17 protein-coding genes and 1 tRNA gene are annotated in these 21,774 nt (G+C 67.2%); 7 read left to right on the forward strand and 11 right to left on the reverse strand.

What is annotated here, in order from left to right; genetic code table 11:
* The first annotated feature begins 92 nt into the window (after window positions 1-92).
* The 3 genes from FVQ98_RS15030 to rsgA all read left to right on the forward strand — a co-directional run bounded on the left by FVQ98_RS15030 (window position 93) and on the right by rsgA (window position 2,855).
* Window positions 93-1,397: a M48 family metallopeptidase gene (locus FVQ98_RS15030; protein ID WP_255507799.1), complete on the forward strand. Its 1,305-nt coding sequence runs from the start codon at window positions 93-95 to the stop codon at window positions 1,395-1,397.
* 53 nt (window positions 1,398-1,450) lie between these two features.
* Complete coding sequence (locus tag FVQ98_RS15035) at window positions 1,451-1,765, forward strand: 4a-hydroxytetrahydrobiopterin dehydratase (RefSeq protein ID WP_147914270.1); 315 nt, start codon at window positions 1,451-1,453, stop codon at window positions 1,763-1,765.
* Between the two features lie 61 nt (window positions 1,766-1,826).
* Window positions 1,827-2,855 carry a ribosome small subunit-dependent GTPase A gene (gene rsgA / locus FVQ98_RS15040; protein ID WP_147914271.1) on the forward strand — a complete coding sequence of 343 codons (1,029 nt, stop codon included), beginning with the start codon at window positions 1,827-1,829 and terminating at the stop codon, window positions 2,853-2,855.
* A gap of 74 nt (window positions 2,856-2,929) precedes the next feature.
* On the opposite strand, the gene FVQ98_RS15045 is transcribed toward rsgA, so the two are convergent.
* Entirely contained in the window at window positions 2,930-5,428 is a 2,499-nt protein-coding gene (locus FVQ98_RS15045) for an adenosylcobalamin-dependent ribonucleoside-diphosphate reductase (RefSeq protein WP_147914272.1), read from the reverse strand.
* Between the two features lie 23 nt (window positions 5,429-5,451).
* Between FVQ98_RS15045 and FVQ98_RS15050 the strand changes: the two genes are divergently transcribed.
* Window positions 5,452-6,033 (forward strand): hypothetical protein, encoded by a 582-nt coding sequence (locus FVQ98_RS15050; protein WP_147914273.1) that lies wholly within the window; start codon window positions 5,452-5,454, stop codon window positions 6,031-6,033.
* 106 nt (window positions 6,034-6,139) lie between these two features.
* Entirely contained in the window at window positions 6,140-7,504 is a 1,365-nt protein-coding gene (miaB, locus tag FVQ98_RS15055; RefSeq protein ID WP_147914274.1) for a tRNA (N6-isopentenyl adenosine(37)-C2)-methylthiotransferase MiaB, read from the forward strand.
* Window positions 7,505-7,537: 33 nt separating this feature from the next.
* Here the strand turns inward: miaB and sstT are convergent, their stop codons facing one another.
* From sstT to FVQ98_RS15090, 7 genes are all read right to left on the reverse strand, one after another.
* Window positions 7,538-8,797: a serine/threonine transporter SstT gene (sstT, locus tag FVQ98_RS15060; RefSeq protein WP_147914275.1), complete on the reverse strand. Its 1,260-nt coding sequence runs from the start codon at window positions 8,795-8,797 to the stop codon at window positions 7,538-7,540.
* A 69-nt stretch (window positions 8,798-8,866) separates the two neighbouring features.
* Window positions 8,867-10,246 carry an L-serine ammonia-lyase gene (locus tag FVQ98_RS15065; protein WP_147914276.1) on the reverse strand — a complete coding sequence of 460 codons (1,380 nt, stop codon included), beginning with the start codon at window positions 10,244-10,246 and terminating at the stop codon, window positions 8,867-8,869.
* 312 nt (window positions 10,247-10,558) lie between these two features.
* Window positions 10,559-10,635, reverse strand: a tRNA-Val gene (locus FVQ98_RS15070).
* A 48-nt stretch (window positions 10,636-10,683) separates the two neighbouring features.
* Window positions 10,684-12,897, reverse strand: a complete 2,214-nt coding sequence (locus FVQ98_RS15075) for a RelA/SpoT family protein (protein WP_147914277.1) — start codon at window positions 12,895-12,897, stop codon at window positions 10,684-10,686.
* 49 nt (window positions 12,898-12,946) lie between these two features.
* Entirely contained in the window at window positions 12,947-13,858 is a 912-nt protein-coding gene (locus FVQ98_RS15080; protein ID WP_147914278.1) for an alpha/beta fold hydrolase, read from the reverse strand.
* Window positions 13,859-14,069: 211 nt separating this feature from the next.
* Entirely contained in the window at window positions 14,070-14,801 is a 732-nt protein-coding gene (locus FVQ98_RS15085) for an SIMPL domain-containing protein (protein ID WP_147914279.1), read from the reverse strand.
* Between the two features lie 108 nt (window positions 14,802-14,909).
* A complete protein-coding gene (locus tag FVQ98_RS15090) occupies window positions 14,910-15,239 on the reverse strand; it encodes a hypothetical protein (protein ID WP_147914280.1) in 330 nt (109 codons plus the stop codon).
* A gap of 158 nt (window positions 15,240-15,397) precedes the next feature.
* On the opposite strand from FVQ98_RS15090, the gene ompR reads away from it, so the two are divergent.
* The gene (ompR, locus tag FVQ98_RS15095) at window positions 15,398-16,129 is read left to right on the forward strand and encodes an osmolarity response regulator transcription factor OmpR (RefSeq protein ID WP_147914281.1); all 732 of its coding nucleotides are present in this window, start codon (window positions 15,398-15,400) and stop codon (window positions 16,127-16,129) included.
* Window positions 16,130-16,211: 82 nt separating this feature from the next.
* Window positions 16,212-17,669: a sensor histidine kinase gene (locus tag FVQ98_RS15100; protein ID WP_370512968.1), complete on the forward strand. Its 1,458-nt coding sequence runs from the start codon at window positions 16,212-16,214 to the stop codon at window positions 17,667-17,669.
* Window positions 17,670-17,706: 37 nt separating this feature from the next.
* Here the strand turns inward: FVQ98_RS15100 and ispF are convergent, their stop codons facing one another.
* The 3 genes from ispF to FVQ98_RS15115 all read right to left on the reverse strand — a co-directional run bounded on the left by ispF (window position 17,707) and on the right by FVQ98_RS15115 (window position 21,383).
* Complete coding sequence (gene ispF / locus FVQ98_RS15105; protein WP_147914282.1) at window positions 17,707-18,210, reverse strand: 2-C-methyl-D-erythritol 2,4-cyclodiphosphate synthase; 504 nt, start codon at window positions 18,208-18,210, stop codon at window positions 17,707-17,709.
* Window positions 18,207-18,935: a 2-C-methyl-D-erythritol 4-phosphate cytidylyltransferase gene (gene ispD, locus FVQ98_RS15110; protein ID WP_147914283.1), complete on the reverse strand. Its 729-nt coding sequence runs from the start codon at window positions 18,933-18,935 to the stop codon at window positions 18,207-18,209. Before ispD ends, ispF begins: the two co-directional genes overlap by 4 nt.
* A 120-nt stretch (window positions 18,936-19,055) precedes the next feature.
* Window positions 19,056-21,383 carry a xanthine dehydrogenase family protein molybdopterin-binding subunit gene (locus FVQ98_RS15115; RefSeq protein WP_147914284.1) on the reverse strand — a complete coding sequence of 776 codons (2,328 nt, stop codon included), beginning with the start codon at window positions 21,381-21,383 and terminating at the stop codon, window positions 19,056-19,058.
* Window positions 21,384-21,774 lie beyond the last annotated feature (391 nt).

Raw genomic sequence — 21,774 nt, forward strand, 5'->3', positions numbered from 1 at the left:
GCGCGCTGCACCGCGTCCCTTGCGACGGCCCGCGCGCGCCCTAAACTGCGGGTTTTGCCCTGACGACCGCCTTTTTTGCGGAGCCTCCTACCTTGAACGAGCCGTTTTCCCCCGCTTTGGTGACCAGCCTGGTGTTCGCCCTGGTCCTGCTGGCCAACCTGGCCGTCAAGTTCTGGCTGGCGTCGCGCCAGATCCGCGCAGTGGCGCGGCACCGCGCCGCCGTGCCAGCGGAGTTTGTCGACACCATCGCCTTGTCTTCGCACCAGCGCGCGGCCGACTACACCGTGGCCAAGCTGCGCTTCGGCCTGCTGGAGCTCGGCGTCGCCGCCGCCGTGCTGCTGGGCTGGACGCTGCTGGGCGGTCTGGAGTGGCTCAACGGCGCCCTGCTGGACTGGCTGGGCCCGCGCCCGCTGCTGCAGCCGCTGGCGCTGCTGGTCAGCTTTGCCGTCATCAACGGGCTGATCGATTTGCCCGCGTCCGTCTACCAGACCTTCGTGATCGAAGAGCGCTTTGGCTTCAACAAGATGAGCTGGTCGCTGTGGCTGGGCGACCTGCTCAAGTCCACGCTGCTCAGCCTCGCCATCGGCGTGCCGCTGGCCGCGGGCGTGCTGTGGCTGATGCAGGCCACGGGCGACGCGTGGTGGCTGTGGACCTGGGCCGTGTGGATGGTCTTCAGTCTGCTGATGCTGGTGATCTACCCCACCGTCATCGCGCCCCTATTCAACCGCTTCCAGCCGTTGCAGGACGAGTCGCTCTCCGAACGCGTAGGCCAGCTGATGGCGCGCTGTGGCTTCAAGGCCAAGGGCTTGTTCGTGATGGACGGCAGCCGCCGCAGCGCCCACGCCAACGCCTACTTCACCGGCTTTGGCGCGGCCAAGCGCGTGGTGTTCTTCGACACGCTGCTCAGCCAGCTGACCCCGGCCGAGGTCGAAGCGGTGCTGGCGCACGAGCTGGGCCACTTCAAGCACCGCCACATCGTCAAGCGCATCGCCGGCCTGTTCGCCTTCAGCCTGGCCGGCCTCGCGCTGCTGGGCTGGCTGTCGGGCCAGCCGTGGTTTTACGCCGGGTTGGGCGTCACGCCCAACCTGCCGGCCACGCTGGGCGGCGCCGTGCCCAACCACGCGCTGGCGCTGCTGCTGTTTTTGCTGGTGGTGCCGCTGTTCAGCTTCTTCCTGTCGCCGCTGATGGCGCAGCTGTCGCGCAAGCACGAATTTGAAGCCGACGCCTACGCCGCCAGCCAGGCCAACGCGCAGGATTTGTCCAACGCACTGGTCAAGCTCTACAAGGACAACGCCAGCACGCTGACGCCCGACCCGCTGTACGTGCGCTTCTACTACTCGCACCCACCGGCCAGCGAGCGCATCGCGCGCATGGGCGCGCAGGTGCTGCCGACATGAGCGATTTCAAGAAAAATCAGACTTCAGCCCTAGAACCACCTGCGCAGGCAGCTATGGATTTGCAAGCATTCTTGGCCCATGCCCCCGGCTGGCAGGCGGCCGCCGAAGGCAGCGCCGCGGCCATTGAAAAGGCGTGGCGCTTCACCGACTTCGCCGCCGCCATGGCCTTCGCCCAACGCGTGGCGGCGCTGGCCGAATCGATCAACCACCACCCCACCCTCACCGTCGGCTGGGGCCTGTGCGCCGTGCGCTGGACCACGCACGACGCTGGCGGCCTGACGCCGCGCGACTTCGACGCCGCGCGCCAGACCGACCTGCTGGACCCGGGCCCGAACGCGCTGCCGGACCCGGCCGGCGCTGGCGCATGAGCGCCGCTCGGCCGCTCCGAAGGCGCTCGCACCCGAAGTGCGAAGCACGAAGGGCCATCCCATGAGCCGCCCCGCGCGCGCCACCTCCAAAGGCCGCGCCGCCGCGGCCGCCGCCGACCAGGCGGCGTTGCTGCCCGGGCTGGTCATCGCCAGCCACGGCCGCCACTGCGTGGTCGAAACGCCGGAGGGTGCCCGCGTGATCTGCCACCCGCGCGGCAAAAAGCTCGGCGTCGTTGTTGGCGACCGCGTGCGCTGGCAGCCGTCGCAGGACGAAGGCACCGTCGAGCAGATCGAGCCGCGCCGCAACCTGCTGTACCGCCAGGACGAAATCCGCACCAAGTCCTTCGCTGCCAACCTGGACCAGGTGCTGATCCTGGTCGCGGCTGAGCCGGAGTTTTCAGAGCACCAGCTCGCGCGCGCCCTGATCGCCTGCGAGGCCGAGCACATCACCCCGCTGATCGTGCTGAACAAGGCCGATTTGACCGAGCTGTTTGCGCGCGCCTGGCAGCGCCTGGCGCCCTACCGCGCCATGGGCTACAGCGTGCTCCCGATGGCCGCCAAGCCCAAGGACGGCCAGGTGCCCGAAGGCTGTTTGCTGGACGACGTGATCGCGCGCCTGCAAGGCCACACCACGCTGATCCTGGGCCCGTCCGGCGCGGGCAAAAGCACGCTGATCAACCGCGCCGTGCCCGGCGCCAGTGCACTGACGGGCGAGATCTCGCAAGCGCTCAACTCCGGCAAGCACACCACCACCACGACGACCTGGTACTGGCTGGACGCCGCGCGCACCGGCGCGCTGATCGACTCGCCCGGCTTTCAGGAATTCGGCCTGCGCCACATCGACCCGGCGCAGCTGGCCGCGTACATGCCGGACCTGAAGCCGCACGTGGCCGACTGCAAGTTCTACAACTGCACGCACTTGCACGAGCCCGGCTGCGGCGTGCGGGCGGCGGTGGCGGGTACGGCGCAGACGCCCAGATTTTATGAAGAATCGGCCTGCAGCCCTACAACCATCAGCGCCAACCGCTATAAAATCTACAGCGATCTGTTTGACGAACTGAGCGCGGTGCCGAACTACGGCGTGGGTTGAAGCGGCTCGCACTTCGGCGCGATCAAAAAGAAAAGGCGCCCGAAGGCGCCTTTTCCTTCGGACCGTGTGTCCGGTCAGCCGCAGCTGCCCACAAAGCCGCACTGCGTGCAGTAGTCGCAACCGTCCTTGCGGATCATGGCGTGCGCGCCGCATTCGGGGCATTTCTTGCCGGCCATGACGCCCGGCGCCATCGTGCTGCTGGGCACGGCAACGGGTTCGGCGGCCGGCAACTCGTCCACGTCGAACAGCGAGGCCTGGGCCAGTTGCTGGCGGTTGGCGATCAGGTTTTCGATGGCGTAGCCGATGGCCGCGACCTCGCTGTCGTGCCAGCGCGGCACGTGCGTGCCGTCGGCCTTTTCGTACGTGCCCAGGCGCACCGGGCCGCGGTCCCAGCTGACTTTCTGCATGTCGGACAGGGCGCGGTCGAGGAAGCCGCCGCGCGCAGCCAGGCTGAGCATGCGCATGGTGGCGGTGATCCACTGCTGCGATTCACCGCTCTGGCCGACGGGCATGAAGAATTCGATCGCGCGTTCCACCGAACCCTGGCCATCGGCGGCGGGCATGGGCAGGAAGGTGACGATCAGGTACAGGCGCTGCTGGCCTTCGCTGGTCCAGTACTCGATCTTCTCGGCCACCGCGGGCAGGCCGCCGGCCGGGCGCTTTTCGATCACGGTGCGCGCCGGGTCGTACGCGGGCACGGCGGCCAGCGGGGCGACGGCAGCGGCGGGTGCGGCCGACTCTTCCTTCTTGGCGGGCGTGGTTTCCAGCACGGCGCCCAGGATGCTGTTGGGGCGGTAGGTCGCCAAGCCCTTCAGGCCGGCCTGCCAAGCCTGGCGGTACAGGTCCTTGAAGTCCTCGTAGGGGTAGTCCTCGGGGATGTTGACGGTCTTGCTGATGCTGGTGTCGACGAAGGGCTGCACCGCCTCCATCATCGCGACGTGTTCCTGCGCGCTCATCTGCAGCGCGTTGACGAAGTAGTCGGGCAGCTTGCCGGCTGCGTCGTCGGTGGTCACGCTGCTATCGACCTGGGAGCGGTACACGCGGAAGGCGTGGTCTTCGACGGTGTAGGCGCTCTTGCTGCCGTCGGCCTCGCGCTTGTTGCGCTGGTAGCCCCAGCTGAAGGCGGGCTCGATGCCGTTGCTGGCGTTGTCGGCGAAGGCCAGGCTGACGGTGCCGGTGGGCGCGATCGACAGCAGGTGGCTGTTGCGGATGCCGTGTTTGCGGATGGCGGCCTTCAGGTCGTCCGGCAAGCGGTTGGCAAACGTGCCTTCGGCCAGGTAACCCTTGGCGTCGAACTTGGGAAAGGCGCCCTTTTCTTTGGCCAACTCGACCGAGGCCCGGTACGCCGCGTCGCGCATGCGGCACGCGATCTCGGCGGCCATCTGTCGGCCTTCCTCGCGGTCGTAGCGCAGTTGCAACAGCGTCAGCGCGTTGCCTAGGCCGGTGAAGCCGACACCGATCCGCCGCTTGCTGGCGCTTTCGGCGCGTTGCTGCTCGAGCGGCCAGAAGGTGACGTCCAGCACGTTGTCGAGCGCGCGCACCTGCGTGGCCACAACCTGTTCAAACCGCGCAAAGTCGAACACCGGTGTGCCACCCACGCCAAACGGGTGCTGCACGAAGTTCGTCAGGATGATGGGGCCGAGGTCGCAGCAGCCGTAGGACGGCAGCGGTTGCTCGCCACAGGGGTTGGTGGCGGCGATTTCCTCGCAGTAGTTGAGGTTGTTGTCGCGCCCGATCTGGTCGAGGAACAGGATGCCGGGCTCTGCGAAGTCGTAGGTCGACTTCATGATGGTGTCCCACAGCTCGCGCGCAGGCAGCGTGCGGTAGACCCATTGGCCGTCGGTGCGCTGGTGGGCGCCCTGCTCCACCAGTTTGGCACCGGGCGCGGCCTTGTGCACCAGCTCCCAGTCGGCGCCGGCGGCCACGGCCTTCATGAAGGGGTCGCTCACGCCGACCGAGACGTTGAAGTTGTTCCAGCGGCCTGGCGTGCGCTTGGCGGTGATGAATTCCAGCACGTCCGGATGGTCGATGCGCAGCACGCCCATCTGCGCGCCGCGGCGCGCGCCGGCGCTTTCGACCGTCGCACAGGACTGGTCGAACACGTTCATGTAACTGCACGGCCCGCTGGCCATGCTGTGCGTGCCTTTGACGAAAGCGCCCTTGGGTCGGATGCGGCTGAAGTCGTAGCCCACGCCGCCACCGCGGCGCATGGTCTCGGCGGCTTCGCGCAGCGCTTCGTAGATGCCGGGGAAGCCCTCGTCGTCCGTGCCCTGGATGGCGTCGCCCACCGGCTGCACGAAGCAGTTGATCAGCGTGGCCTGGATGTCGGTGCCCGCGGCGCTCATGATGCGGCCGGCGCCAATGGCACCCGCGTACAGGTTGGCCAGGAACTTCTGTTCCCACTCGGCGCGCAACTCGGGCTTTTCAACCGAGGCCAGCGCGCGCGCGACGCGGCCATAGAGCTGTTCGAGGGAGGTCTCGCCGGGTTTGAAGTACTTTTCCGCCAGCACGTCGCGGCTGATGGCTTGCTGCTCGGCGGCAGCCGTGGTGCCCGGCAAGGCGTCTCGTTTCATAGGGGGTTCACTCCGCTGTCTGCATGCCGCCCGACGATGGTCCGGCGGCCAAAACCCCAATTCTTGCACTCTGGCCATCCACCATACAGAAAATTGCCGGTTTCGGCCTGCGCGAGCGGTGGATGACTTTGGGCGATCGCCCGCCAAGCCGCATAAAATCAGGGGTTTCCGGTTTCCACAGCCTCTGGACAAACACCATGAACCGCTGCCCGAAAGCCCCTAAAGCTCACTTATTCATAGCTGCCTGCGCAATATTGGCAAGCGCTGCAGGCACTTTTTCCAACGAATCTCATGCGCAATTCCAGCGCATCTTCCCGCAGGACGTGAAGCGAGGGACGATCAAGTTCTCGGAGATTCCGCTGGAGGTCAAGCTCGACGGCACCGAAGAACGCCTGGCGCCCGGCGCCCGCGTGCGTGGCCCGCAGAACACCTTTGTGCTGAACAACCAGTTGGTTGGCGAGACCTACAGAGTCAACTACATCCGCGATCCGGCGGGCATGGTGCGCGACATCTGGATCCTGACACCCGAAGAGGCCCAGACGATGCCCGACGGCACCGCCACGCCGCCGCCGGGCCGACTCAAGCTGAACGAATACGGCGGCTGACACCGCCCCTGTCACCGCTCGTCGGCGCGCACAGGCGCCGACACAGCGGACGGCGCACCGAGCGCCGCTCTTTTTTTGCGATTTCTTTGTGAGAGGACAACCTGCCATGTCACGCAAGGTGTTCATCAAGACGTTTGGCTGCCAGATGAACGAGTACGACTCGGACAAGATGGCCGACGTGCTGGGCGCGGCCCAGGGCTACGAAGCGACCAACGACCCTGAGCAGGCCGACCTGATCCTGTTCAACACCTGCTCGGTGCGCGAGAAAGCGCAGGAAAAGGTGTTTTCCGACCTGGGCCGAGTCAAGCACCTCAAGGAAAAAGGCGTGCTGATCGGCGTGGGCGGCTGCGTGGCCAGCCAGGAGGGTGAAGAAATCATCCGCCGCGCGCCGTACGTGGACGTGGTGTTCGGCCCGCAGACGTTGCACCGCTTGCCCGAGTTGCTGACCGAGCGCGACCGCCAACAGCGCCCGCAGGTGGACATTCGCTTCCCGGAAATCGAAAAATTCGACCACCTGCCGCCGGCACGCGTGGACGGTGCCAGCGCTTTCGTGTCGATCATGGAAGGCTGCTCCAAATACTGCAGCTACTGCGTGGTGCCCTACACGCGCGGAGAAGAATTCAGCCGCCCGTTCGACGACGTGCTGACCGAAGTCGCCGGCCTGGCCGACCAGGGCGTCAAGGAAGTGACGCTGCTGGGCCAGAACGTCAACGCGTACCGCGGAAGAATGGGCGGCGATACAGGTGTCGCGGGCGCCACGGGCGAGATCGCCGACTTCGCGCTGCTGATCGAGTACGTGGCCGAAATCCCCGGCATCGAGCGCATCCGCTACACGACCAGCCACCCGAACGAATTCACCCCGCGGCTGATCGAGGTGTACGGCCGCGTGCCCAAGCTGGTGAGCCACGTGCACCTGCCGGTGCAGCACGGCAGCGACCGCATCCTGATGGCGATGAAGCGCGGCTACACGGCCATGGAATACAAGAGCATCATCCGCAAGCTGCGGGCGGTGCGGCCCGACCTGGGCCTGTCGAGCGACTTCATCGTGGGCTTCCCGGGCGAGACCGAAGACGACTTCGGCAAGATGATGAAGCTCATTGATGACGTGGGTTTCGACGCTTCGTTCAGCTTCATCTTCAGCCCGCGCCCCGGCACACCGGCGGCCAACCTGGCGGACGACACGCCGCACGAGGTCAAGCTGCGCCGCCTGCAGCTGTTGCAGGCCGAGATCGAGCAGAACGTCCGTGCCATCAGCGCGAGCCGCGTCGGCACGACGCAGCGCCTGCTGGTCGAAGGTCCTTCACGCAAGAACGCGGCCGAGCTGATGGGCCGCACCGAATGCAACCGCATCGTCAATTTCGACGGCGGCCCCCACGGCAGCCGCCTGATCGGCCAGATGCTGGACGTGACCATCACCGAAGCGCTGCCGCATTCGCTGCGGGCGCGAGTGGCGGTCGAAGCCGCCGCCTGAGTCGCCGCGCTCGCGCCAATGCGGCGCACCGCGTCAGGCATCGTGGTAGTCCGCAGGCACCAGAGGTGCCGGGGCCGGCGGCGCCAGCGCGGCGGCGGTGAAAAGCACGTCGGTCGACGAGTTCAGCGCGGTTTCGCAGGAGTCTTGCACCACGCCGATCACGAAACCGATCGCCACCACCTGCATGCCCACGTCGGCCGGTAGGCCCAGCAGGCTGGTCGCCATGGGAATCAGCAGCAGCGAGCCCCCGGCCACGCCCGAGGTGCCCGCAGCCGCCAGGGTGGCCACGATCGACAGCAGCAGCGCGGTGACGAAGTGGACCTGCACGTTCATCGTGTGGGCGGCCGCCAGCGCCATGACCGAAATGGTGATGGCTGCGCCCGCCATGTTGATGGTGGCGCCCAGCGGGATCGACACCGAATACGTGTCCTCGTCCAGGTCCAGCCGCTTGGCCAGCGCCAGGTTGACGGGGATGTTGGCGGCCGAGCTGCGCGTGAAGAAGGCCGTGACCCCACTTTCACGCAGGCAGGCGAACACCAGCGGGAAGGGGTTGCGGCGCGTCGCCAGCCAGACGATCAGCGGGTTGAGCACCAGCGCCACCAGCAGCATGCTGCCGACCAGCACCAGCAACAGGCGGCCGTAGCCCAGCAGCGCGCTGAAGCCCGATTCGGCCAGCGTGCCGGCCACCAGGCCAAAGATGCCCAGCGGCGCCAGGCGGATCACCCATTGCACGATGCTGCTGACGGCGTCGGCCAGGTCCAGCAGCATCTGCTGGGACGCGATGGCGGCACGCCGCAGCGCCAGCCCCAGGCACACGCCCCAGGTCAGGATGCCGATGTAGTTGGCTTCCATGATGGCCGTCACGGGGTTGGCCACGGCCGACATCAGCAGGTTGGTCAGCACCTCGCCGATCGCCTGCGGCGGCGTGCCTTGCGCGGCCGGCACGCTCAGCACCAGCGCGGTGGGGAACAGGTAGCTCATGGCCACGCCGACCAGAGCGGCGCCAAAGGTGCCCAGCAGGTACAGCACCAGCACGGGTCGGATGCGCGTTTCCTGCCCGCGCTTGTGCGAGGCAATCGCCGCGGCCACGAGGATAAACACCAGCACCGGCGCGACCGCCTTCAGCGCGGAGACAAACACCTTGCCCAGAAGGCTGACCGATTTGGCACCTTCCGGCCAGGCCAGTGCCAGCACCACACCCAGCACCAGGCCGATCGCGATTTGCCCCACCAGGGGCACACGCCGCAGCCACGTGCCGGCGCCGACGGCCTTCGTTTCTTCTTCGTTACTCATGGGTGTAACTGTAGTTCACCCACCCCGCAGCAGCCTGACAGGCGCCGCCACGACAACGCGACGCCCGGATCAGCACTCGGTGTACGCCACCGCCAGGCCGCCGAGCGAGGTTTCCTTGTATTTGTCCTGCATGTCGCGCCCGGTGTCGCGCAAGGTGCGGATGGCGGCGTCCAGGCTGACCTTGTGCGTGCCGTCGCCCGACAACGCCAGCTGCGCCGCGTTAATGGCCTTCACGGCCGCCATGGCGTTGCGCTCGATGCAAGGCACCTGCACCAGCCCGCCGATGGGGTCGCAGGTCAGGCCCAGGTTGTGTTCCAACCCGATCTCGGCCGCGTTCTCTACCTGCTCGGGCGTGCCTCCCAATACCTGCGCCAGGCCCGCTGCCGCCATGGCGCAGGCGGAACCCACTTCGCCTTGGCAACCCACCTCAGCACCCGAAATCGACGCATTGGTCTTGATCAGAATGCCGATGGCCGAAGCCGCGAGCAGGAAGTCGACCACATCGCCGTCATTGGCGCCGCGTTGGAAGTCCATGAAATAGTGCAGCACCGCCGGGACGATGCCCGCCGCGCCGTTGGTGGGCGCCGTGACGACCCGACCACCGGCGGCGTTTTCCTCGTTCACCGCCAGCGCATACAGGTTGACCCAGTCCATGGCTGAAAAGGTCTGCGTGATCAGGTTGGGCCGCCCATCGCGCGCATTCAGGCGCCGGTACATCGCCGGTGCCCGCCGCGGCACGTCCAGCCCGCCGGGCAGCACGCCTTCGCAGCGCAAACCGCGCGCCACGCAGGCGCGCATCGCCGACCAGATGTGCAGCAGCGCGGCGCGTGTGTCGTCGTCGCTGCGCCAGGCGCGTTCGTTGTGCAGCATCAGCTCGGCCACGTTCAGGCGCGTATCGCGGCACAGTGCCAGCAGCTGGTCGGCCGAGTGAAAGGGGTGGGCGATCGCCACCTGCGTCACGCCGCCTTCGCCCGCCTGGGCCTGTGCCTCGTCCACCACGAAGCCTCCGCCGACGGAGTAGTAGGTTTCCTCGCGCAACACGCCAGCATCGCCATGCGCACTCAGCCGCAGGGCATTGGGATGCCAGGAAAGACTGATGGGCAAAAGCCGTAGATCGGTCTGCCAGTCGAACGCGACCGCATGCTGACCCGCCAACTGCAAGCGGCCATCCAGTTGTACCGCGTCCACCGCAGCGCTCATGGCATCCGGATCGACCACGTCCGGGCGCAGTCCCATCAGGCCGGCGACCACCGCACGGTCGGTGCCGTGGCCAATACCTGTCGCTGCAAGCGAGCCATACAGCTTCACCTCAACGCGCCGAACCCGTGGCAACTGACCTGCGGCGCGCAGTGCGTCCACAAACAAGCCTGCCGCGCGCATTGGCCCCACCGTGTGCGAACTCGACGGGCCAATACCAACCTTGAACAAATCGAGCGCGCTGATGGACATCCAAGCTCCTGAACAATGGTCGGCTCAGTTTAGCGAGCACCAACGAAAACTCTCTCGGTAGGAGCCCGGGTGGACGCCCACAGGATCTTGGGTCGTGGGCCAGACGACAGCCAAATTTTGCTATCTTAAGAGTAGCTGCATGCGCCCTAGCAGGTTGCCAGTGAGGCATGTTTAACATGAAACTGAGGTCTGCCCGAGAGCGCGCTGGCTTGCGCAGCCACTGCGTGGTGAATCCGCCCGAGTGGCTTCCAATTGACCAACAAAAAGCCCCTCTGACCGGTAGATCTAAGGGGCTTTTGACCAATGGTGAATTGGTAGGCGCGATTGGATTCGAACCAACGACCCCCACCATGTCAAGGTGGTGCTCTAACCAACTGAGCTACGCGCCTGGATGATTCGAAGCGCAGGAGTGTAGCAGATCGGCCGGCGCTTTTGGCTCAGCGCCGCTTCGCGACACGCACTCCTGTCACGTTCAGCACCTCGCGCAGCACCTGCGACAGGCGCTGCGTGTCGCTGACCTCAACCGTGAAGGTCATCCAGGCCCAGCCTTTGACGGACTGCGTCTGCACACCGATGACGTTCATCTTTTCGCGCGCGAAAACGTCGGAGATGTCGCGCAGCAGGCCCTGGCGGTCGGTAGCCTCTACCGCCACATCCACCGGGTACGCGGTCTTGCGGCCTTCGGCCGGGGCGCTCCAGTCAACTTCGATCACCCGCTCTGGCTCGCGCGCCAGCAGGTCGCGGAAGCTCGCGCAGTCGCGTCGGTGCACGGTGACGCCGCGTCCGCGCGTGACGTAGCCGCCAATCGCGTCGGGCGGCGCAGGCTTGCAGCAGCGCGCCGGCTGCGTCAACAGCGAATCCAGGCCGACCACCAGCACGCCGCCGCGCGCGCCACCTTCGGGTTTGGGCTTGCGCAGCAGGATCTGTGCATCGGCGTCGGGTTGGGGCGCAGGCGGGCGCAGCACGGTTTCAATGCTGCGCAGCGACAACTCGTCCTTGCCCACGGTTTCAAACAGTGCGTCGGGGCTCTTGTAGCCCAACTCGTTGGCCAGAAAATCCATCGACACCGAGGTCTTGCCCTCGCGCTGCAACAGCTTTTCAACCATCTCGCGGCCGCGCGCGGTGGTCTCGCGCGCCTGCTGCGCATTGAACCAGGCGCGTACCTTGGCGCGCGCCCGCGACGATGCCAGATAGCCCAGGTCGGCATTCAGCCAGTCGCGCGACGGCCCGCCCTCCTTGGCCACCACCACTTCCACGGTCTGCCCGTTCTTCAGCGGTGTGTTCAGCGGCACCATGGCGCCGTCGACCTTGGCGCCTCGGCAGCGGTGGCCGAGCTCGGTGTGCACGGTGTAGGCGAAGTCGACCGGGGTGGCGCCGGCAGGCAATTCGACGATGGCGGCGTCGGGCGTCAGCACGTAGATGCGGTCGTCGAACAGGCCGTACTGCGGCGCCGTACCCGACAGGTCGCGCTCCCAGGCCAGCAGCTGGCGCAGCACGGCGATCTTGGCGTCGTAATCGCTGGCGGCGCTGACGCCCACATAGCCTTTGGTGCCCGCTTCCTTGTACGCCCAGTGCGCGGCCACGCCGTGCTCGGCGTGCTCGTGCATCTCGCGCGTGCGGATCTGAATCTCCCACGCGCGGCCCTCGCCGTCGCGAACCACGGTGTGCAGCGACTGGTAGCCGTTGATCTTGGGTTTGGCAATGTAGTCGTCAAACTCGTCCGGCACGGGCGTGAACTGCTGGTGCACCCAGCCCAGCGCGGCGTAGCAGTCGTCGACCTGCGGGACCATGATGCGCAGCGCACGCACGTCGAACACCTGGTCGAAGTCCAGCCCCTTGCCGCGCATCTTGCGCACGATGCTGCTGATGTGCTTGGGGCGCCCGGACACCTGCGCCGCGATGCCCTGGGCGCACAGCGCCGCCTCGATCTCGGCGCGGCGCTGTTCCAGCGCGGTTTCGCGCTCGACGCGCTTTTCGTCGAGCAGCGACGCCACCATCTTGTAGGTGTCGGGCTCCTGCGCACGGAAGATCAGATCTTCCATCTCCCACTTGATCTGCCAGATGCCCAGCCGGTTGGCCAGTGGCGCAAACACGTCGTGCGACTCGCGCAGCAGCATCGGCGTAGGCGCGCGCCGCACGGCCGCGCAGTAGCGCAGCGTCTGCAGGCGCGAGGCCAGGCGCAGCAGCACCACGCGCAGGTCGCGGCTGAAGGCCAGCAGCATCTTGCGCACGTACTCGGTCTGCTGGCTGGCCAGTTCGGAATCCGACGCCTGTTCGTTGCGCTTGGCACGCGACAGCATCTGCACCTGCTCCAGCTTGGAAGTCTCGATCGCCAGGCGCGCCAGGCCGTCGCCAAAGGCCTTGCCAATGATTTCGTCGGGGCGGTTCAGTTGCGCGCTGGCGTAGCTCAGGTAGGCCACCGCTTGTACCGATTCGCTGCCGCCGATTGCCGCCAGGATGTCGGCCACCGCGTCGGCGTGGTCCAGCAGCGCTTCGCCCGAAGTGGTGAACTCGTCCGTGAGCAGGGGAACGGCGAACGCACGGGCGCGCGAGCGCATGCCCAGCACATCGTGCGCATCGCCCGCCGTGGCGGTCAGCACATCGGCCACCGGAGCACCCGGTGGGGGTGGGCGCAGGGAAAGGGATTTCATCAGCCTGGAAACAACAAACCGCCGCGAACGCTTTCCAACCGGAAGGGCTTCACGGCAACAGAAAATCCAGCACGACGCGCACCTGGTCGGGCGCCACCAGCGTGGGCGCATGGCCGACTCCGGCGAACTCCCGCGCGCGTGCGCGTGGCCCACGTTCCGCCATCGCAGCAACGGTGGCAGGGCTGAGCAGGTCCGAATCGCCGCCGCGCAGCACCAGCGTGTCGGCCGAGACATGGTCGTACAGTTGCCACAGCGCTGCCTCGCCCTCGGCCGCCGAAGTCTCGGACATCGCGGCGTACGGCACCGCGATGGCGGGGTCGTAATGCATGCGCCACCCTCCCTCAGCGCGCTGGCGCAGCATAGGACGCGACAACGCCAACCATTCAGTATCGGTGTGCGGCCCAAAGCCCGCCGACAGCGCGCGCATGTCGGCCGCGCCCTGTTCCACTGTTTCGTAGGGGCCTGACTTGCCCAAGTAGCGCCCGATGCGCTGCAGCGCCGCCCATTGGACCGCCGGGCCCACATCGTTCAGCACGAGCTTCCGCACCGGTGCCGGTAACGGAAGCTGCGGCAGCCCTGCGACCGACAGTCCGATCAGACCGCCCATGCTGGTGCCGACCCAGTCCAGCGTGCTGATCGTTGCGCTCTGGTGCAGCGCCGCGAGCATGGCCAGCATGTCGCCCACGTACGTCGGGAACTGGTAGCCCATCGGGTCCTTGAGCCAGTCGCTCTCACCCCGGCCGACCACGTCGGGGCAGACCACGCGCACGGCGCCACCCTGTTCGGCAGCTCGCGCCACCAACCGCCGCGCCAGCACGTCGAAATCCCTGCCTTGGCGCGACAAGCCATGCACGCAGACGATCAAGTGGCCGGCCTGCGCGTCGCCCCATGCCCACCAGGCCATGTGGTGACCGCCCTGGGCATCGGGACAGTGGACGCGGTGCAGGGTGGGCGAATTCATGGCAGCAAAAAAGACGAAAGCAGATGACGTGCCCACCGGCTGGGCGCTCGGTCCGGCAGGTCACACTTGATCGTACGCGAAAGCGCCTCGCACCGCGGTGATCCGACGACCAAGAATTGTCAATAATGATAGCGGCTAGCGCTTTATCCGCCTAGGTTTAAGGCCAAAATCATGGCCAAACCCTAGGCAGAGGAATGGTAAAAACCAGAACTCAGTGCGCCTGAACAGACCCCGACACAGTGATGCGCACCACGCTCTTGCCAGGCTCGATCGGCACCGGGGCCGCGTCGGCGGCTGCGCCTGCACGCATCTCCTTGGCCATCGCCATCATGCGCGGCTGGTACCCGCTGTCCTCGCCACTGACGCTGACCTCGCGCAGCGTATAGCCCGCAAAGCCGAACGCCTTGGCGATCTCGCCAGCGCGGGCCTTGAACCGCTCGATCGCCATCGCCTGCGCCTCGCCCTCTACCTTGCCACGCGCCTCTCGGCTCAGCCCGAATTCGATGTTGCCGATGGTCATCGACGGCACGCGGGCAGCGGCCTGCGTGATGCGCGGGAAATCGCGCCCTTCCAGCACGATCTCGGCGCGCCCCTGCCAGCCGTTGATCTTGCCGTCGCGGGCATAGCGCGGGTGCACGTTGAAATCGCCCGATCGAACATCCATCTGCTCGCGCTGGGCGGTTTTCTTGACTTCGTTCATCGCGGCATCCACTGCCTTGCGCAACTCGTTTTGCACGGTGTTGGCGTCCGCGCCTTCGCGGGTCGTCGACAAGCTCAGAGTCAGCAGGTCCTGCTGCACCTCCACCAGGCCGGTGGCACTCAGTTGCAGCACGTTTTGAGGTGGCGTCATGGTCAGTGTGGAAGTGGCACCTGGCTGCGCCTGCGCGCTCCCCAGGGTCATGGCGAAAAAGCTGGCCGCAGCCAGCACGTGACGGAGTTTCATACCTTCAAGATGAAAAGGGTTCGAGGCTGGTGATCTTGGCACAGCCGCTGACGCTTCCGTGTCGGACAGCGGCTGGCACCGAGGGCCGACCGCCGGCCACGAAGCGCCTCAGGGCCGGGAGACCACGGGCGTGAGTTGCGGATTGCCGGCCTGCGGCGAGGCACGACGGACCTGGTCGCGCAACACCTGACGCTGCGCTTCGGTCAGCCGATGCGGGTTGCTGTCGGGGGCCTCTGAGGGCCGACGGTACTCGGCCTCCACCGTCTGCCAAAGGCCACTGCGCGGCGCCAAGGCCGGGGTCTGCGCCGGTGTCGGGGCGAATTCGCCAGCCGGTGGCACCGCCTGCTCACTAACGCCTTGTGCCCCTGCCGCGGGCGCCAGCATCAAGCCGGGGCCGAGCAGGGCCACAGCAAAAAATGAAGAACCTTGGAACGACATGCGGCCTGACCTTCCCATGAAGGGTCGTGAATGTCCGCCAAGAAGGCCGGGAGCGGGGCAACATCTGTAACACTGTGAAAACAAACGAGGGAAAGCCCTGATCCCCTGGTGCAAAAGGGTCACAATGCCTCTGTTACAAATAGGACCCAAGGAACTTGATGAACCAGGCAATCAACCGAGCCGACAAGATCGTCGTTGTGGACGACGACGCCCGCATCCGCGACCTGCTGCGCCGCTACCTGGCGCAGGAAGGCTTCGAAGTGATCGTGGCCGAGGACGCCAAGGCACTGGCGCGCATCATGCTGCGCGACACCATCGACCTCATCGTGCTTGATCTGATGATGCCCGGCGAAGATGGCCTGTCCGTGTGCCGCCGTTTGCGCGCCGCGGGCGACAAGACGCCCATCATCATGCTGACCGCCAAGGGCGAAGACGTGGACCGCATCGTCGGTCTGGAAGTCGGCGCCGACGACTACCTGGGCAAGCCCTTCAACCCGCGCGAACTCCTGGCGCGCGTGCACGCCGTGCTGCGCCGCCGACCGCCCCAGGAAGCGCCGGGCGCGCCCTCAGCCGAGAACGAATCGGTCAGCTTCGGCCCCTTCGTGTTCGACCTGGCGGCCCGTTCATTGCACAAGAATGGCGAGGAAATTTCGCTGACGACCGGCGAATTCGCCATGCTGAAAGCCCTGGTGCGCCACCCGCGCCAGCCGCTGTCGCGTGAAAAGCTGGCCCAACTGGCCCGTGGCCGCGAGTTCGAGCCCTTCGACCGCAGCCTGGACGTGCAGATCTCGCGCCTGCGCAAGCTGATCGAGCAGGATCCGGCCAGCCCGCGCTACATCCAGACGGTGTGGGGCGTGGGTTATGTCTTCGTGCCGGACGGCACCAGCTGATTGCCGCCTGGCGACCGGGCTGCGTCGGCCGCGCTGCGGCTGAGCGCCCGCGCCAGCGACGCGCACCGTTCCAACCTCTTTCATGCCAACCGCCGAACCTGCGGGCTCGCTGACCGACTCCATGCACGCCCCCCTGGAGGGCGTGGCGCCGGTGCGTCGGCGCGTGTTCGGCATCACGCTGTTCTGGCGCACCTTCATCCTGCTCAGCCTGTTGCTGCTGGCCAGTGCGGTGGGCTGGTATCAGCTGTTTCGCAAGCTGGAATACGAGCCGCGCCTGGTCGACAACGCGCGCCAGGTCGCGTCGCTGGTCAATCTGTCGCGCGCCGCGCTGATCCACTCCGACGCCATCGCACGCGTCTCGCTCATCAAGACGCTGGCCGAGCAGGAAAAAGTGCGCATCCTGCCGCACGAGCCGGGCGACAAGTTCGACCTGTTCGCGCACGACGAACTGGAACGCCGCATGAGCAACGAGCTCATCGCGCGCCTGGGCCCCGACACCGTGGTGGCCAGCCGCGTCAACAACGAACCGGGCCTGTGGGTCGGCTTTTCGATCGAGGGCGATTCGTACTGGCTGCTGATGGACCGCTCGCGCGTCGGCGCGCTGCTGGGCGGCAGCACCTGGCTGCTCTGGCTGGCGACGCTGGGCGGGGTGTCGCTGGTGGGCGCCGCGCTGCTGGCGCGGCTGATCAACCGGCCGCTCAAGCAGTTGTCCATCGCCGCGGCGCGGGTGCGCGACGGCGACTACCAGCGCAGCCGCCTGGACGAAAGCGCGATGTCCAGCGAGATCCGCGAGGTCAACGTGGGCTTTAACCGCATGGCCGACCAGCTCTCGAAAATCGAGCAGGACCGGGCCGAGATGCTGGCCGGCATCTCGCACGATCTGCGCACGCCGCTGGCGCGCCTGCGACTTGAAACCGAGATGAGCGTGCCCGACGAGGAGGCGCGCGAGCACATGGCCGCCGATATCGCGCAGGTCGACACCATCATCGACAAATTCCTCGACTACGCCCGACCCGACCACCTGACGCTGACCGAAATGCCCCTGGGCGACCTGGTGCACGAGTCGGCCACGCCGTTTGCGCTGCGCGACGACATGGAATTTCAGATCGAGGTCGCGCCCGAACTGCGGGTGCTGGGTGACGACGTCGAGCTGATGCGCGTGCTGTCCAACCTGCTTGAAAACGCGCGCCGCTACGGCAAGACGCCGGGCACCGAAGTCACCCGCGTGCGCATCGCGGCCACCGCGCGCGATGGCGTCGTGATCCTGCGTGTGCGCGACCACGGCGCGGGTGTGGCGCCAGAGCAATTGTCCAGCCTGACGCGCCCCTTCTTCCGTGGCGATGCCGCGCGCACGTCGGCCACCGGCGCGGGCCTCGGCCTCGCCATCGTGGCCAAGATGGTGCAGAACATGGGCGGCTCGCTGGAGCTGGCCAACAGCCCCACTGGGGGCCTGCTGGCGATCGTGCGGCTGCAGCAGGCGCCCGACACCCGGGTCCCCACCAAGTCGATGAAGAAGCGGCGCGGCACGGAAAATGTGTGAAACAGGCCTTTCAGCCCACACCCATCTGCGCAACCCGCTACTCAATCAATAGCACCACTGCGCGAGCCTCGATCGACGCGCCCTGCCCCACCGGCCCCAGCTTCTCGGCCGTCTTGGCCTTCACGTTGACCTGCGTCGCCGCGATCTGCAGCGCGGCGGCAATGCGTTCGACCATGGCCGCACGGTGCGGGCCCAGGCGCGGCGCCTGCGCGATGACGGTGCTGTCCACATTGCCCACGCGCCAGCCTGCAGCGTGCACGCGGCGCGCGGCCTCGGCCAGCAAAGTGAATGAATCCGCGCCCTTGAAGGCGGCGTCCGTGTCGGGGAAGTGCGTGCCAATGTCGCCGAGCCCAGCCGCGCCGAGCAGCGCATCGGTGATGGCGTGCAGCAGCACATCGGCGTCCGAATGGCCGAGCAGGCCATGCGTATGCGGAATGGTCACGCCACCGATCACCAGCGGGCGACCCGGCACCAGAGCGTGCACGTCCCAGCCTTCGCCGATGCGGAAGGGAAGCAGTGGGGCGGCAGGTGTGTCGGTCATGCGTTGCGGCTTCTCAAAATAGCTTCGGCCAAGGCAAAGTCTTCCGGGTAGGTGACCTTGAAATTCTGCGCGCTGCCGCGCACCAGCAGCGGTTGCGCGCCGGTGGCTTCGATGGCGCTGGCCTCGTCGGTGAGGCCGGCGAAGCCGGCGAAGCCGCTGGCGGCTTGGGCAGCGTAGGCGTCGCGCAGCGCGCCGATGCGGAACATCTGCGGCGTCTGCGCCAACCATTTGTCGCTGCGGTCGACGGTGGCGGCCACGCGGCCGCCAGCCTCGGCTTTCAGCGTATCGGGCAGCGGTAGTGCCAGCAGGCCGCCGACGGCGTCGGGTAGACAGGCGTCGATCAATGCGTCGATCTGTGCGGGGGTGACCAGGCAGCGCGCGGCGTCGTGCACCAGCACCCAATCGCCCGGTGCGGCGCCGTGGGCCAGCAAATGGTTCAGGCCGTTCAGCACGCTTTCGGCGCGCGTGGCGCCGCCGCAGGGTGCGACGGTGCGCCGCGCGGCTGCGTCAGACGTCAACACGCCGTCGCCCGGCGCCACCACGACCAGCACACCGGCCAGCCGCGCCACCTGGGCGAAGGCCGTCAGCGTGTGCTGCACCATGGGCACACCGGCCACCGGCTGGTACTGCTTGGGCTGCGCCGTGCCGGCACGCGAGCCGGTGCCGGCGCAGGGCAGCAGCGCGTAACAGCGGGCGGCGGTAGGCGTGGACTTGGGCGCGTTCATCGGGCCAGGCCAAGGTGTTGCGCCAACCCGGCTTTCAGCCGCAGGAGATCAAAGAATACTCTCAAAACAATAGCTGATCGCGCAAGTGGTTGTAGGGCCAGCGGCCGATTTGATCAAAACTCAGACGGATTCACCGTTCAGCAAACCCCACAGCCGCCCGGGCGACAGCGGCATCTGCAAGCGTGGCGACACCTCACCGCGGTCGGCCCGTGCCAGCGCGTCGGCGATGGCGTTGACGATGCTGGGCGTGGCGCCGATGGTGCCCAGCTCGCCCACGCCTTTCACGCCCAGCGGGTTGTTCTTGCAGGGCGTGCTTTCGTCCATCTCGGTCTTGAACATGGTCTGCAGGTCCTGCGCGCGCGGGGCGGCGTAGTCCATCAGGCTGCCGGTCATCAGCTGGCCGGTGTCGCCGTCGTAGACGATCTGCTCGGTCAACGCCTGCCCGATGCCTTGCACGGCGCCGCCGTCGAGCTGGCCGCGCACGATCATCGGGTTGACCACGCGGCCGACGTCGTTGACGCTGGCGTAGGCGACGATGGCGACGGCACCGGTAGCGGGGTCGACCTCGACCTCGCTGATGTGGCAGCCGTTGGGCCAGGTCGGGCCGCTGACGGTGTGGGTGTGGTCGACAAAGATGTGGCCGCCCTCCTGCTTGGCCGCCAGCTCGAACAGGCCGATGCCGTGGTCGGTGCCGACGACGGTGAAGCGCCCAGCCTCGTAACGGATGTCGTCGGCGCTGGCTTCCAGCGACTTCGCGGCCAACTGCTGCGCTTCTTTCAGGGTGGCGTCGGCGCCGCTGCGCATGGCCGACCCGCCGGTGAACAGCGAGCGCGACCCCGCGCTGCCAAAGCCGTTGCCGCGGTCGGTGTCGCCCAGCACCACGCGCACCTTCTCGATGGGCACGCCAAAGGCATCGACCACCAGTTGCGCCAGCGACGTGGCAATGCCCTGGCCCATCTGGTTGACGGCGGAGTAGACCTCGATGAAACCGTCGCCTTTCACGTCGACGGTGACACGCTCTTCAAACACGTTGCCGCCCGTCCATTCCAGGAAGGTGGCAATGCCCAGCCCTCGCCACAGGCCACGCGCCTTCGATTCGGCCGCGCGCGCGGCAAAGCCGTCCCAGTCGGCCAGCGGCAGCGCCTGGTCCATGACGTGCTCAAACCGGCCCACGTCGTAGGTCTGGCCCATCGGGTTCTTGTACGGCATGGCCGCCGGGTCGATGAAGTTGCGCCGGCGCAGCGTGACGCGGTCGATGCCGGTCTGGCGCGCGGCCTCGTCCATCAGGCGTTCGATGTTGAAGATCGCTTCGGGCCGGCCCGCGCCGCGGTAAGCACCGGTGGGCGCCTGGTTGGTCAGCATGGCGCGGAAGTGGTAGTCGATCACCGGCACGTGATAGACGCTGGTCTGCACCCAGGGGCCGATCAGCAGCTGAATAGCGACGCCCGTGCCGGTGGCGTAGGCGCCCACGTTCGCGTGAGAATGCACGCGCAGGCCCAGGATCTTGCCTTCTGCGGACAGCGCCAGCTCGGCGTGGGCCTGCACGTCGCGCCCGTGCGTGGTGCTGAGGAATTCCTCGCTGCGGTCACCGGTCCACGTAACGGGCCGGCCGCTGGCGCGTGCGGCCAGCGCGACCGCCACGTCTTCGGGGTATGCGCCGGTCTTCATGCCGAAGCCGCCGCCCACGTCGGTGACGCGCACGCGCACGTCGTCGGGCTGCACCTGCAGACCGGCCGCCACGGCGGCGCGCACGCCCGTGGGCATCTGCGAGCTGATGTGCACCTGCATGCGGCCGCCCTCGTCCCAAGCGCGCACGGCGCGCGGCTCCAGCGTCAGCGCGGCCAGGCGCTGGTGGGTGATGTCGAGCTGGACCACGTGCGCCGCGCTGGCAAAAGCGGCGTCGCACGCGGCGGCGTCGCCATGGCGCGCCTCGCAGCTGATGTTGTCGGGCGCGGCATCGGCCAGGCTGGCGTCGGCGCGCAGAGCCGCGGCGAGCGTGGGCACCGGCGGCAGCTCTGCGTAGTCGACCATGACCTGCTCGGCCGCGTCGCGTGCCTGCTGCAGCGTGTCGGCCACGACCAGTGCGACCGCTTCGCCGACGAAACGCGCTCGCTCATGCGCCAGCACGCGCCGCGGGGGCGAGGCGCAATCGCTGCCGTCGGCCCGCTTGAAGGGCGCGCCCGTGGGCATGGGCGCCACGCCTTGCGCCGCCAACTGCGCGCCGGTGATGATCGCGCGCACGCCGGGCATGGCCTCGGCCGCCGCGGTATCGATGGCACCGATCGTCGCGTGCGGGTACGGCGAACGCACGAACACCAGGTGGCCATCGCCGGCCTGCGACAAGTCGTTGGTGTAGCGACCCTGGCCTTGCAGCAGGGCATCGTCCTCCATGCGCTTGACGGCTTGGCCGCTGCCAAAGCGGGCGACGGCGGGGGCGGTGGTGTTCATCGGGGAAGTCCTGTGGTGGCGAATCGGTGGGTACACCGACTATATCGGCGCGCCTTGTCCCGCGCTGCACGGGCACACGGACCGGCGGCGTCCGAACCGGCTGGGGAAGCACATTTACAAAGAAAACCGGCTTTCGCCCTAGAACCACCTACGCGATTAGCTTCTGTTTTCCTAGCAAATACCAGGGTTTTTCGCAAACGCCGTTGCCGGAGCCCGTCATGCGCCGTGCCGGGACCGGCGAACGTTTAGGGATGGTGTTCAAAACACGATTGAAGCCAGCCGATAGCGGGCGGCTTGCCACGACATGAAGCAGCGCGCCCCAGAATGGGTGAATTCAATGCAGTATCTGCGTTTGTGCGGCCCAGTTTCGGGCTGATGGCGGCCATCTGGA

Origin of the sequence: Ottowia flava, assembly GCF_008017535.1 — a bacterium.
GTDB lineage: Bacteria > Pseudomonadota > Gammaproteobacteria > Burkholderiales > Burkholderiaceae_C > Ottowia > Ottowia flava.

Excerpts from the sequence above, each read along its gene's own strand:
- FVQ98_RS15035 (WP_147914270.1), top strand. The coding sequence starts at position 1,451 with ATGGATTTGCAAGCATTCTTGGCCCATGCCCCCGGCTGGCAGGCGGCC.
- rsgA (WP_147914271.1), top strand. The coding sequence starts at position 1,827 with ATGAGCCGCCCCGCGCGCGCCACCTCCAAAGGCCGCGCCGCCGCGGCC.
- FVQ98_RS15045 (WP_147914272.1), bottom strand. The coding sequence starts at position 5,428 with ATGAAACGAGACGCCTTGCCGGGCACCACGGCTGCCGCCGAGCAGCAA.
- FVQ98_RS15050 (WP_147914273.1), top strand. The coding sequence starts at position 5,452 with ATGCCGCCCGACGATGGTCCGGCGGCCAAAACCCCAATTCTTGCACTC.
- miaB (WP_147914274.1), top strand. The coding sequence starts at position 6,140 with ATGTCACGCAAGGTGTTCATCAAGACGTTTGGCTGCCAGATGAACGAG.
- sstT (WP_147914275.1), bottom strand. The coding sequence starts at position 8,797 with ATGAGTAACGAAGAAGAAACGAAGGCCGTCGGCGCCGGCACGTGGCTG.
- FVQ98_RS15065 (WP_147914276.1), bottom strand. The coding sequence starts at position 10,246 with ATGTCCATCAGCGCGCTCGATTTGTTCAAGGTTGGTATTGGCCCGTCG.
- FVQ98_RS15075 (WP_147914277.1), bottom strand. The coding sequence starts at position 12,897 with ATGAAATCCCTTTCCCTGCGCCCACCCCCACCGGGTGCTCCGGTGGCC.
- FVQ98_RS15080 (WP_147914278.1), bottom strand. The coding sequence starts at position 13,858 with ATGAATTCGCCCACCCTGCACCGCGTCCACTGTCCCGATGCCCAGGGC.
- FVQ98_RS15085 (WP_147914279.1), bottom strand. The coding sequence starts at position 14,801 with ATGAAACTCCGTCACGTGCTGGCTGCGGCCAGCTTTTTCGCCATGACC.
- FVQ98_RS15090 (WP_147914280.1), bottom strand. The coding sequence starts at position 15,239 with ATGTCGTTCCAAGGTTCTTCATTTTTTGCTGTGGCCCTGCTCGGCCCC.
- ompR (WP_147914281.1), top strand. The coding sequence starts at position 15,398 with ATGAACCAGGCAATCAACCGAGCCGACAAGATCGTCGTTGTGGACGAC.
- FVQ98_RS15100 (WP_370512968.1), top strand. The coding sequence starts at position 16,212 with ATGCCAACCGCCGAACCTGCGGGCTCGCTGACCGACTCCATGCACGCC.
- ispF (WP_147914282.1), bottom strand. The coding sequence starts at position 18,210 with ATGACCGACACACCTGCCGCCCCACTGCTTCCCTTCCGCATCGGCGAA.
- ispD (WP_147914283.1), bottom strand. The coding sequence starts at position 18,935 with ATGAACGCGCCCAAGTCCACGCCTACCGCCGCCCGCTGTTACGCGCTG.
- FVQ98_RS15115 (WP_147914284.1), bottom strand. The coding sequence starts at position 21,383 with ATGAACACCACCGCCCCCGCCGTCGCCCGCTTTGGCAGCGGCCAAGCC.